We start from the raw sequence: 12,043 nt of genomic DNA on the forward strand, positions 1-12,043 counted from the left end.
TGCACGACCGCCGCACGAAGTTTGGGTCGATTGTGAGTGCGGCAGCAACTCCAATCGATCTTACTCCGTCACGGGCTACAGGTTGAGATCGAGTTGCGGCGGCCCATCGGTCACGGCGGCAGGCTGATCGTTGGTCAGCGACGATAGCGTCACGCCCAACAAGCGCACGGGCTGATTGAAGGGATAGACGGGTGGCCAGAAGTCCGGATGCAATTTGCGGAGCCAGCAGGGGTCACTCTTCGAAGCCGATGGTGGGGTCAAATGCCACGCCGGAACACACTCAATATCGAGGTCGGCGCTCGTTGGTTCTACGTAACCTGGCGTTGGGGGAGGTGGCGCGAGAGCCTGTTCGTGGGGGTAACGAACAATTCCTGAGGGGACGGGAAAATTGCCCTCGCGACTTCATGAGAATGCCCGGTGCGCCAGTTGGTTCCGGATGAGGAACAAATCTCCTGCTGGTAGGGTTACCGTAGCCGCTGAAACAAGCGTTGGTTCCACCCAACGGTGAAACCCGCATTGCTCAGCATGGAGATTACGACATGCAGGTTCCCCAGAATACGGTTATAGCTGTTGCTGACGGCAAAAAGCTTAGCCTTTTTCAGACCGAGGGCGATGCGGTGAATGTGAAGCTTAAGGCGATGCCTTCCGCAGAAACCTATAGCTCCGAAATCTTCTCCGGTGGTCACCATTCCAGCGGTTCTGTGAACCCACACGACAACCAGCAGAACGAAGACGCCTTCAGCAGCGGCGTGGCCGATATCCTGAATAAGCTGGTACGCGACGGCAAGATCAAGAGCCTCGTGGTCGTGGCGGCACTGGGCACGTTGGGCGACATGCGCAAGAGCTATCACAAATCCCTATCGGATATTCTCGTCGGCGAGTTGGATAAGGATCTGACAGGCCATTCGCTGCAGGATATCGAAAAGGCGCTTGCGGCGGCTTAAACTCCACCTCAGGTGCATGTGGTGTTTTGCCCATTGGTCGCCAACGGCGTCACCAAATCTGCGCGAAAGCTGTGTCCTCGTGGCCGGTCGCTGTGGGAAGGAGCTGGTGAGGGCTCGCGAAATCTTCCACGATGCCATGAGCGGCAGCCGGCCCTATAGCGGAAGCCCGCGCCTCGTTCATGCGAGCTGCAAGGGAAGCCTACCTCGACATCAGAGGGGATTGAGCCCTTTGGCGGGTGATTTTTTCTGATCCACACAAGTGGTTATTTTCAAGAATTTCCTTAAGCTGAGCCCCCTAAGGAGCAGACGGAGCAAGCGAGGACATTGCAAGAACAGTAGCGATCACGTTCCAGAATCCACTGCCCGCGGCCTGACCGCTGCAGGTCGTAGGGGTAGTGGCGTCAGAAGGACGAGATCGTCAGTCGAAGGCGGACGTCGCTTGGGCGGTTAGTTTGACGGAGCTGGCATAGTGGGTGCCGAAGCGTGCGGCTGAACCTATTTACCCTATGCTGCGGTCAGCTGAAGGGATGGGAACGTTCTCCCACCTGCCGAATTGAGTCTGAAGCGCAATCCATGGAGGACTAGAACCATGCTCGTAAATCGCTGGGAAAAGCCGCTCGTTTTAGAGCGTGACGGCCTGCGGGTCACCATTACCAGTGCCGAAGAGGGCGTGAACTGGCTTGCTCATGAGCCAGGCCAGGCGAATCAAGCCTGGCAGCACGCTTGGCAGACCTGTCGGGCGGTGCATGAGGGACGATTGCCCGCGGAAGAAGCCAGGTCGGCAGTGTTACTGGCGGCGGCGAACCGCCGACATTAGGGCGCTGGTCATCTGCGCTTTCGGCGGCATTTTTTTGAGTCTGACTCATCAGGGGTTGGGAGCTCGCACCTGGTTTAACGTTTTGGCGGATTGCAGTGATCCTGCAGCACGTCGTGGACGAGTTGTGCCGAAATGGGCTTCGCAATGAAACGAGCGCTGGCGGGCATGTCCGCAGGACTGGGTCTTGCAGCCCCCGACGCAATGACTACACAGATATGCGGCCGCCTCACCGCGACTTTCCTGGCCAGGTCGAAGCCGTTGAGGAAGCCAGGCGTTTGGACGTCGGTGAACAGCAATTCGAGGGAAGAGTGCTTTGCGAGAAACTCGAACGCCTGGTCGGCCGACGCAACCCCGATCACGGCATACCCCTCATCAGAGATGATCCCGGACGTGTCCATAAGGATCAGCGGTTCATCATCAACGACCAGAGCGATGGGCCTCTTGAGTTCTGCGAATTCAGAGTTTTCCATACTCGCCCAAGTCGTAGAGAGGTCGAACGTTCCATCGCTTTGCCAGCCACCGGTGGTTGCTCGATGTGAAAGAGCGGCGACTTGGCGGACGGCACCGAGAGGCCGACGTCTACAGCCGCAGGACCGCACGTACCTCTATGTCCTTTCTCGACCATGGCGATAGCAGCGAACTGTCGCGGATATCGCTGCGGTCGTCGTCTGGTTCGGCGGCACCATGGCAGGGGTCTTGGCGCTGGCCTACGCGACACCGGAGATCATCGCCAAATTCGCTCGCTTCGATTCTTTCCGGGACAAAGAATGCTGTAGTATGCCTGCGAGCGCGAGCTGCAGCTCTAGAGATTCTAAAAGGGAAGCTGATAATGGGATGGAAAACTCCAAAGGTCGAGTACGTCAACGGTTATAGGATTGTTGAGCTCGATGGACCGACCTTCAAGGTTTATGACGGCGACTGCCAGCTCGGTGAGGATTTCCCCTACTTCGGCGAAGCGGCCGCTCACGCGAAGTCTCTTCCAACGCTGGACCCTCCCCGGCGCTGAGTAGGACTTCCGAACGGTTTACGGGCATTTCCGGTTCGGCGGTCTCGGTGGAAATCGGTGGTCAGCGGGCCGGTGGCGCAAATATGCAACCTCCCCTCCTCCCGGGCAATGCGGGAAATCTGGTTTGCCGCATGCCCATCCGCCAGCGGCATTGCCGGGAAAGGCAGCGTGTGCCGGCAAGCCCATCTGCGCCGTGCATGATGGAGACGCGGCCACGCGAGGCCATGATCGGTCGTGCCGCACCCGAATAGACCGGAATATCCTGCCGGCCGCACAGTTCGAGGACACGCCTTGCATTGTTGACTACGGGCTCCAGCCCAACATTGCCGGCAACGCAGGTGAGCGCGATCATGTCCAGCGGTCGGGTCGGCCGAGCGCTAGAAGCATGGCCAGCGCGGCATCGGCGCCGGGATCGCAGTCATGGAGGAAACGCAAAGCGGCCATGTCTCGGTTCCCTGAAGCTCAGCCCTTGTCGGCGAGAAAGCGGGCGGTGTCCGGCGCCCAGCCGAAGCGCATCATTGAGCCAACCGCCACATCGCCGGCCCGAGCGGGAGCCAGGGCGATGATTTCCTGTTTGCCAGCATCGATGATCACGCGCAGTTCCGAACCGCCATAGACGGTTTCGCGCACCCGGCCCTCGCAGAAGCCTTGACCGAGCGTGATGACTTCCGGTCGAACGACGATTGCACCCTTCGTGCCGTCGGCTGGAACCTCGCCGGCGATCGGCAGCGTCCCGATGGCAGTTTCGAGCGCGCCGGCCTTCACGGTGCCACGGATGATCGACGAGACGCCGATGAAATCTGCAACGAACAGGTTCTGCGGCTCGTCATACATCTGGCGCGGCGTGCCGAGCTGGGCAATCTTGCCGTCGTTCATCAGGCAGATGCGGTCCGACAGTGCCAGCGCTTCCTGCTGGTCGTGGGTGACGAAGATGATCGTCGCCCCCGTCTCGCGGTGGATGCGCTTGATCTCGATCTGCATGACTTCGCGCAGCTTGGCATCGAGCGCGCCGAGCGGCTCGTCCATCAAGATGATCGCCGGATCGTAGACGAGGCAACGGGCCAAGGCGACGCGCTGCTGCTGGCCGCCGGAAAGCTGCGAGGGAGAGCGTGATGCTGCATGCGCGAGGCCGACCGTTTCCAGCGCGCTGGTCACCTTTGCGTGGATCTCCACCTTCGGCAGGCTGCGCATTTTCAGCGCGAAGCCGACATTTTCGGCCACCGTCATATGCGGGAAGAGCGCATAGTTCTGGAATACGACGCCAATGTCGCGCTTGTTGACCGGTGCGTGGGTCTGATCCTTGCCGTCGATGATGACGGTGCCCGACGTCGGTTCCTGCAGGCCGCAGATGAGCTGCAGAAGCGTCGTCTTGCCGGAACCGGACGGTCCGAGAAGCGTGAGAAGCTCGCCCTTGCGGACTTCGAGATCGACATGATCGAGTGCGGTGGTCTGGCCGTAGAGTTTGGCAAGGCCGTTCACCTGAAGCTTGATTTCCGGCGTGTTCGCAGAGGCGGCTGACATGTCGAATGTGGTTCCTTTGGTCGTGATGGGATCGGCGGGGTTTCGCATGTCAGCGCGGCCTTGCCTTTTCGGCGATGACGAAGAGCACTGTCACCACCGCCACGATGAAGACCGAGGCAGCAGCCAGGGTCGGAGAAATGCTGAGAATGATATCGTCCCACATCTGCTTTGGGAGTGTCTGCTTGACGCCCGCACCTACGAACAGCGCTATGGTGAGTTCTTCGAAGGAGTGCAGCAGTCCGAACAGGAAGGCCGCAATGGCACCACCCTTGATCAGTGGAAGAAGGACGAGACGGATCTGCTGCCAGCCGTTTGCGCCGAGTGTTCCGGCCGCCTGCAGAAGGCGCCAGTCAAAACTCCGGAACGTAGTCAGCAGGATGACGAAGACGATCGGCATGGCCGACAGCGTGTGGCCGAGGATGATGCCGGTATTGGTCGCGATCAGACCGATTTTGGCAAGCACATAGAACAGCGATACGCCGATGACGATATTGGGTACAATCATCGGCAGCATGAACGACAGGAAGATCAGGCCACCGGCCTTGCGTTGCGTGCGCGCCAGTCCATAGGCCGCCATGCCCGAAATGATGGTGGCGACAACACCTGTCACGATCGCGACCACGGCTGAACGCGCGGTTGCACCCATCCACTGATCGGAACTGAGATAGGTCTGGAACCAGCGCAACGAGAAGCTTTTCGGTGGGAACTCAAGAAAACTCGAGCCGGAAAAAGCCATCGGTGGGAATGCCAGAACCGGCACGATCATGATTGCAATAACAATCCAAACGAACGCGGTGAAGACGCGACGTCCAAGACGTGCCGGGAACAGGCTGGCAACGAAGTCGCTGACAAACGCACCGATCTCGATCATTGCGCTGCCGATGGCGCCGATAACGCCGCCGCGCCTGGCTGCAGCACTATTGCCCGAGACGGCCGACATGCCGAAGAAACGATCGTAAACGGCGATGGTAATCAGCGTCACGGCGAGGAGGAGGGTTGCAAGAGCGCCGCCAAGCCGCAGGTTGAACAACTGCTGAACCTGGGTAATCATCATCTGGCCGATGACCGTTTCCCGTGGCGAGCCCAGAAGAGCCGGCGTGATGAAGAAGCCGAGGCCCATCACGAAGATGAGCAGGCCGGCAGCGGCAACGCCCGGCATGGAAAGCGGCATGAAGATGCGCCAGAAGGACTGGCTACGGCTCGCGCCCATGGTCATGGCGGCGGGGATGAGGCGACCGTCGATCGACAGCATGGTCGGCAGCATTGTGAGGATCGCGAGAGGCAGCATGGCATGCGCCATGCCGAAGATAACCGCACCGCGGCCGTAGAGCAGGTCGAGTTGGGTATCGAAACCCATGCCAGTCAACATCTGCGCGACAATGCCCTTGCGAGCGAGCAGCACGATCCAGGCGAAGTTTTTCAGAAGCGGGCTGACCCAGAATGGTAGCAGGACCAGCCACATAGCCATGCGCCGGCGACGTTCCGGCATGCCGGCCAGCCAGACGGCGATGGGATAGCCGACCAGAAGGCAGACGATGGTGACTTGGGCAGAGATGGCGAACGTGTTGGCGAGCACCTTCACGTAGACGCCGGCCGAGAACATCTGCCGATAGACGGTCAGATCGAAAGCACCGGACTTCGGCTCAATGAAGGACTGCCAGATCAGCGCGCCAGCCGGCAGGATCAGCAACAGAGCCATGTAGACAAGTCCCGGCATGGTAAGCCAGAGGCTATCCGCTCTCAGGCGCTTCCGTGAGAAGGTGTCTTTGGCGGAAAGTTCAGCCATGGATGTCCCGTTTGTTGAAATGGCCCGTTCAGCTTTGCGCAGAACCGGCCATCCATTGTCAGATAAGCCGCCTCGCCGAACGGCGAGGCCTGAAGCTCAGGTGGTCGTTTCCGCTGAAAATCAGCTCAGAATCCACTGTTCGAAGCGCTGGGTTAGTTCGTCCTGATGCTCTGCCCAATAGGCAGCATTAAGAACAGCCAGGCCCTTGATGTTGGCGGGTGCCGTCGGCAGAAGCTGAGCCTTTTCGGCGCTCAGATGCTCGTAGGCCTTCATGTTGGTCGGGCCGCAAGCCAGGATGCCCGTATAAGCTGCCTGACGTTTTGCATCCAGGCACCATTCGATGAACTTGCGGGCAAGATCGGCCTTTTTTGTGTTGCCAGCAATGGTCCACCCATCGATGTTGAACAGGCCGCCATTCCAGACGATGCCTGCCGGTGCGCCGGCATTGATGGCTGCTTGTGCGCGGGTCGACCAGGTCGACATCATGTCCAGTTCGCCATTCTGAAGAAGCTGGGTTGCATGAGCACCCGAAGTCCACCAGATGTCGATGCTGGACTTGACCTTGTCGAGGCTCTTGAAGGCGCGATCGACGTCGAGCGGATAAAGCTTGTCGAGCGGAACGCCATCAGCGAGCAATGCCATTTCCAGCGTCGTGACCGGGCTGCGCCACATGCCACGGCGGCCTTTGAAAGCTTTGGCGTTCCAGAAATCGGCCCAGCTAGTCGGAACCGTCTTCATGGTGTCCTTGCGGTAAGCCATGGCGAGCGCGAAGATCGCGACGCCGGCGAAATCGGGTTCGAACGTGTGTGGGGCGAAGTCGGCCTTGTTGGGGACCTCGATGTTAAGGGGCAACATATAGTTGTTGCCGAGCTTGCGGATGCGCAGCACGTGTTCCGGCGTCATCAGGGCGACGTCGAACAGCTTGGTGTCGGTATCGATCGCCATCTTGTACTGCGGGATCGGATCTGGCTCGTTGGTATTGGTCTGTATGGCAACACCCGTCTCGGCGGCAAAGGTGTCGTAGAAGGCAACCTTGAAACCTTCGTAGAAGGCGCCGCCCATGTCGCGTACGACCAGCGTTTCGCCGGCAAATACGCGGTTGCCCTTCAGAATGACCGGAGCTGCAAGCGCCACGGCGGCAAGCCCGGTCGTCGTCTTCATGAAACCACGGCGTGATACATTGTTATTCATTTTTACCCTCCGGCGTTTATTTGACCTTCGTCAGCTTTACTCTTCCCGTCGCGGCGGCTTCGGTAAATTACATTTTTCCGTGCATCTGCTTTGGCTCATGCGAAGCAAGCGGCCGACGGCTTGCGCAAAACCGAATGACGGCCTCAGCAAGCACTGCATCGCACATGGCAAGCTGCGTTTCCTCGATGAATTCGTCCGGGCGGTGCCCCTGATCCATGTTGCCGGGGCCGCAGATCACCACGGGAACATCCAGCGCCTGGGCAAACAGACCCGCCTCCGTGCCGAAGCTGACACGGCACTCCCTGGCTCCCTTCGGCAGGCACGAGGCAAATGCCTGCACCATCGGATGGCTGCGATCAACAGAATGGCCCGGATAGTTGCCGGTGATCTCGATGTCGATCGATGCCTCCTTGAAGCGATCCTTGTGCGGGGCCACGGCTGCCGCGCCGGCCTTGCGGACCTGCTCGGCAAGAGCAAGCGGATCGTCGGCCGCCATCATGCGGCATTCCATCAGCAGTTCCGCTTGATCCGGCACCAGATTGACCGCGGTTCCACCCGACAACTTGCCGACATGCACCGTTGCGTAGGGCACCGAGTAGCCGGGTTCACGCGAACCTCGGGCTTCGATCTCGTCCTGTAATTTCCGCAGGCCGGATACGAAGTCGGTGGCGATATGCAGCGCATTGAGTGCAAGCGGCGCTTCGGCGGAATGGCGCGGAACGCCCCGGGCCCTGACGTGAAAAGCCATCTTACCCTTGTGGCCGAGACCAAGCTGCATCGATGTCGGCTCACCGACGACGATCAGGTCGGGCAGGATGTCCCGCCCCACAATTTCTTCAAGCATCGGCCTGACGCCGACGCAGCCGATCTCCTCATCATAGGAGATGGCGAGCCATAGCGGAGCGGCCAGGCTTCTGGCATCGATCGCCTCGGCCAGCGCCACGGCGGAAGCAACAAAGCCCTTCATGTCAGTCGTGCCGCGCCCGTAAAGCCTGCCATCTTTCCGGATCAGGCTGAAAGGGGGAACCGTCCAGTCCTGCCCAGCGGCCGGCACCACGTCGACATGTCCCGAGAGCATCAGCCCTCCTGGCACATCAGGCCCCAGACGCACCAGAAGTGCGGCCTTTTGCCCGCTGGTATCGTAGAAGCGCTCGCAGACGGCACCGGTATTCGCCAGCTTCGCCTCGATCTCCTCGATCAGCGGCAGGTTCGTCTCGGAACTGACCGTCGGATGAGCGACCAGGCGCTCCAGCCAATCCTCAGTCGCGGTCACAGTTCTGACTCCGCCCCGCCCATCGCCGCGTTGATTTCGAAGATCAGTCCGGCAACCTCGGCCTCCGGAATGGAAACACGAAGGCGGCGTTCGAGTGAAGTGAAGATGCCGAAGAATGAGTTCGCGCAGTGATTGAGCATACGCATCGCATCCTCTTGCGAAATATTGTAGCGGTTCGTCAAATAGGCGCAGATGTGTTCGCAGGCGATGGCATTCGGCAGGACGTAGGCCGGCTGGGTATCGTAGGCGATACGACGGAACGGCAGAACCGAAGGCTTGATCATCAGATCGGCCGAGAGCTTTGGATCACGCGAAGAGGCGCCGACGACCAGCCGGGCTTCGACACCCTCCAGCACCCAGCGCGCGAGCGCCGGGTCCCAAATCGCCAGATCCGAACCCGTGATGGTGATTTCGACCCGCTTGCTTTCGCCCGGCGCCAGCACCGGCTTGGCAAAACCCTTGAGTTCCTGCGGTGAACGCTTCAGCCGCTTGCCGGGCGCCTGCAGATAAAGCTGTGCGACTTCAGCACCGGTCCGGTGACCCGTATTGGTAATGGTGAAGGCGACGGTGATTGCATCGTGAAGCCCAATCTGTGCCGATGAAACCGCCAGGTCGGAATAGGCAAAGCTGGTATAGCTAAGGCCATGGCCGAAGGCGAACAGCGGCTCGATTTCGCGCAGATCGTAGGCGCGATAGCCGACATGAATGCCCTCGCCATAGATGTGCCGGCCGTTTTCACCTGGATAATGCAGGAAGCCGGGCACGTCTGCCAGACGCTTCGGGAAGGTGACGGAGAGCTTACCGGACGGGTTGACCGTGCCTGTCAGAATGTCGGCAACCGCCCCACCCATAGCCTGTCCGGAATAGAAGGTCACGAGCACCGCGCCGACCTGATCGACCCACGGCATTTCCACCGCATCCGGGCAGGCGATCACCACCGCCACTTTTTCCGAGGCCGCCGCGAGGGCTGCGATCATCGCATCCTGACCGGGGCCGAGCGCCAGCGTGGTGCGGTCGGAGCCTTCACCGTCATATGCGCCTTCGGTCGAGGTGTAGACCAGAACCAGATCCGCCTTGGCCGCGAGCGCCAGCGTTTCGGCATCGGCTTCCTGGCGGAACGTCAGGACGTGGTCCGTTCCCAGAGCCTGTTCCAGCTGCTCCAGCGGCTGGTCGACCATGGTCGGGATCGTCGTGGCGCAACCCGAACCCTGGATGACCGGAATGCCGGCATCGCGGCCGACAACCAGAATGTTCATCATGTCGGGCTGGATCGGCAGCAGACCTTCGTTGCGCACGAGAACCATCGAGGCCGCGGCCATCGCGCGCGCTTCGGCATGGTGTTCCTCGGCAGTATAGACCGGCAGCGGTTGGCTTGCGCCTGCGTTGCAGCGCTCGATCATCTCCAGCATGCGCCGGCACGACAGGTTCGCCACCTCGACCGGAACGGCGCCGCAGTCGAGCGCCGCGAGAAGATCCGCCTTGCGACGCGGGCTTTCCGGCATATCGAGATCACCACCAGCCATCAACGAGACCGGACGGTCCTTGATGCCGTGCCAGTCCGAAACGACCACGCCGTCAAAGCCCCATTCGTCGCGCAGGACCCCATTGAGGAGCCAGGGGTCCTGCGAGGCCTGCACACCATTCAGGCGGTTATAGGAGGACATGATCGTCCAGGGTTTGGACTGCCTGATGGCGATCTCGAAACCCTTGAGGTAGATTTCCCGCAGCGCCCGTTCTTCAACGACGCTGTCCATCGTGGTGCGCTCGACTTCGGAATTGTTGCAGGCGAAATGTTTGAGCGAGGTCCCGACACCCTGCGACTGGATGCCCTCGATGACCGCCGCCGACAGTTTGCCGGTGACCAGTGGATCTTCCGAGTAATATTCATAGGAACGGCCGGCAAGCGGCGTACGGCGCAGGTTGATGCCGGGGCCGAGCAGCATATGGACGCCCATGGCGCGGCATTCCTGGCCGAGCAACACGCCAAGCCGCTGCATCAGATCCTCATCCCAGCTGTTGCCCATGGCGGAACCGTTGGGGAAGCAGGTCGCCGGCTTCATTTCGCCCCAGGCGATGGCGACGTCGCTGGCGCGCTGGTTGACTACCGACAGGAAGGCATCGAGATCCATGCCGCCGCGCTCATCACTGTCAATCTGCGGGATCGAATAACGTACGCCATAGGTGCCATCGGTCATGACGATCGGCTTGATGCCGTAAGCGGGAACCGCCGCAGTTTTCCACATTCCGAAGCCGGAAAGCAGATCGACCTTTTCCTGGTTGGTCATCCTATCGACAATGGAAGCTATCGTCTGGTCTGCGGACTGGCTCTTCTCGGGCATGCTGGACTCCGTGATGCGGCACCCACCGCACTGGTCATGCGGCGTTTGGCGCGCACACTGTCAGCCGACGGTCAAAAAGAAAAATAGGATATTCGGAACTGGTGCTTTGAAAAAAGCGAGCCTAGCTCTGCCCCGTCCGACGCAGGTTGAGGATCGGAGCTTCCATGCCGGGCACGTAACTGTCGGAAATCAGATGGCTGCAATGCTCTTCGAAGGTCCGCACTAGCCGGGTGGAGACCTGCTGGCCTACGCGGATCAGACCAATGCGCATCGGCTTGTGATCACCCGACAGACGGAGGCCGACAAGCCCCCGGCCGTCCAGCGCCGCCTTGTTCTTGGGCCGGACGTTAGCGAGCGTGTAACCATACCGGCTGGCGACCATCGTGCGGATGACTTCCTGATGCTGGATCTGAGCAACAATATTCGGGTTGGCACCGGCAGCAGCAAAAAGCCCTAGGAAATAATCCCGTGACAGCGGCAGATCGAGCAAGATGAATTCGTATTCTTCCAATTCGGCAAGCGAGATCGCTGAACGCTCCGCCAGTGGATCGGTCTCGGCTACCTGGACATAAGGCGGCAGTTCGGCAAGCGGCGTAAACTCGAAGCCCTCGGGGACCGACAGATCGTAGGAGAGTGCAATATCCAGTTCGGCGCGCTCCAGCCGCGTCAGCAGCGTACGATGATCCGCGACAGTCGGCCGGACCGTTACGCCGGGATAGGCAGCCTTGAAGCTCTGGCTTACTTCCGGCAGCAACATAGGCGCAAAGGTCAAAAGGCACCCAAGCGACAATGTTCCGCGAATCTGATCCGTCGCTTCGGACGCTGCCGTATAGAGGTTCTGGGCCTGCTCGATCACTGCCTTGGCCTGCAGCAGCAGTTTCTGGCCGGCCGGTGTCAGCGACAGACCCTGCGCGTGGCGCCTCAGGAAAAGCTGGGTGTTGAGCTCGATTTCCAGCTGAGAGATTGCGGTGGAGATGGAGGGTTGCGAAACACGGATGCGATCCGATGCGAGCGTGATGGAACCGGCCTCGGCGGTGGCGATAAAATATTCGAGCTGACGCAGTGTGAAGCGCATTTGAGGCCCCGATGCCAAATGTCACGCCCGACGGCCGACGGGTAAGCCCATGCCAATGCGAAGGGATGGAGACCAGCTTATTATTTGCGGT

Annotated in this window: 11 protein-coding genes and 1 pseudogene; 3 read left to right on the forward strand and 9 right to left on the reverse strand. The window is 60.2% G+C overall.

The genetic code is table 11. The features are described from left to right. Positions 1 to 75: 75 nt before the first annotated feature. A pseudogene (locus tag LZK81_RS29510) lies at positions 76 to 211 on the reverse strand (DNA polymerase IV); the annotation flags it as partial. Between the two features lie 328 nt (positions 212 to 539). Between LZK81_RS29510 and LZK81_RS27980 the strand changes: the two are divergent. Both LZK81_RS27980 and LZK81_RS27985 read left to right on the forward strand, forming a co-directional pair. Beyond that, the gene (locus LZK81_RS27980; protein WP_233957280.1) at positions 540 to 944 is read left to right on the forward strand and encodes a host attachment family protein; all 405 of its coding nucleotides are present in this window, start codon (positions 540 to 542) and stop codon (positions 942 to 944) included. Positions 945 to 1,533: 589 nt separating this feature from the next. Continuing rightward, positions 1,534 to 1,761 (forward strand): DUF982 domain-containing protein, encoded by a 228-nt coding sequence (locus tag LZK81_RS27985; protein ID WP_046606046.1) that lies wholly within the window; start codon positions 1,534 to 1,536, stop codon positions 1,759 to 1,761. A gap of 74 nt (positions 1,762 to 1,835) precedes the next feature. Here LZK81_RS27985 and LZK81_RS27990 read toward each other — a convergent pair whose 3' ends face one another. Continuing rightward, positions 1,836 to 2,231 (reverse strand): response regulator, encoded by a 396-nt coding sequence (locus LZK81_RS27990; protein WP_233957281.1) that lies wholly within the window; start codon positions 2,229 to 2,231, stop codon positions 1,836 to 1,838. Positions 2,232 to 2,590: 359 nt separating this feature from the next. Here LZK81_RS27990 and LZK81_RS27995 point away from each other — a divergent pair, with 359 nt between their 5' ends. After that, on the forward strand, positions 2,591 to 2,767 hold the full coding sequence (locus LZK81_RS27995; protein WP_233957282.1) for a hypothetical protein: 177 nt from the start codon (positions 2,591 to 2,593) through the stop codon (positions 2,765 to 2,767). Positions 2,768 to 2,828: 61 nt separating this feature from the next. Here the strand turns inward: LZK81_RS27995 and LZK81_RS29515 are convergent, their stop codons facing one another. The 7 genes from LZK81_RS29515 to LZK81_RS28025 form a co-directional block, all read right to left on the reverse strand. Further along, entirely contained in the window at positions 2,829 to 3,119 is a 291-nt protein-coding gene (locus LZK81_RS29515; RefSeq protein WP_418936514.1) for a nucleoside hydrolase, read from the reverse strand. A gap of 110 nt (positions 3,120 to 3,229) precedes the next feature. Continuing rightward, complete coding sequence (locus tag LZK81_RS28000; protein WP_233957283.1) at positions 3,230 to 4,288, reverse strand: ABC transporter ATP-binding protein; 1,059 nt, start codon at positions 4,286 to 4,288, stop codon at positions 3,230 to 3,232. A gap of 49 nt (positions 4,289 to 4,337) precedes the next feature. Continuing rightward, complete coding sequence (locus tag LZK81_RS28005) at positions 4,338 to 6,074, reverse strand: ABC transporter permease subunit (protein WP_233957284.1); 1,737 nt, start codon at positions 6,072 to 6,074, stop codon at positions 4,338 to 4,340. Between the two features lie 120 nt (positions 6,075 to 6,194). After that, positions 6,195 to 7,265 carry an ABC transporter substrate-binding protein gene (locus LZK81_RS28010; RefSeq protein ID WP_046606043.1) on the reverse strand — a complete coding sequence of 357 codons (1,071 nt, stop codon included), beginning with the start codon at positions 7,263 to 7,265 and terminating at the stop codon, positions 6,195 to 6,197. A gap of 67 nt (positions 7,266 to 7,332) precedes the next feature. After that, positions 7,333 to 8,538 carry an acetylornithine deacetylase gene (argE, locus tag LZK81_RS28015; protein WP_233957285.1) on the reverse strand — a complete coding sequence of 402 codons (1,206 nt, stop codon included), beginning with the start codon at positions 8,536 to 8,538 and terminating at the stop codon, positions 7,333 to 7,335. Further along, entirely contained in the window at positions 8,535 to 10,877 is a 2,343-nt protein-coding gene (locus LZK81_RS28020) for a glycoside hydrolase family 3 C-terminal domain-containing protein (protein ID WP_233957286.1), read from the reverse strand. Before LZK81_RS28020 ends, argE begins: the two co-directional genes overlap by 4 nt. 121 nt (positions 10,878 to 10,998) lie before the next feature. Continuing rightward, the gene (locus LZK81_RS28025; RefSeq protein WP_046606041.1) at positions 10,999 to 11,952 is read right to left on the reverse strand and encodes a LysR family transcriptional regulator; all 954 of its coding nucleotides are present in this window, start codon (positions 11,950 to 11,952) and stop codon (positions 10,999 to 11,001) included. Between the last annotated feature and the right edge of the window lie 91 nt (positions 11,953 to 12,043).

It is taken from the genome of Neorhizobium galegae, from assembly GCF_021391675.1.
Taxonomy (GTDB): Bacteria; Pseudomonadota; Alphaproteobacteria; order Rhizobiales; family Rhizobiaceae; genus Neorhizobium; species Neorhizobium galegae_B.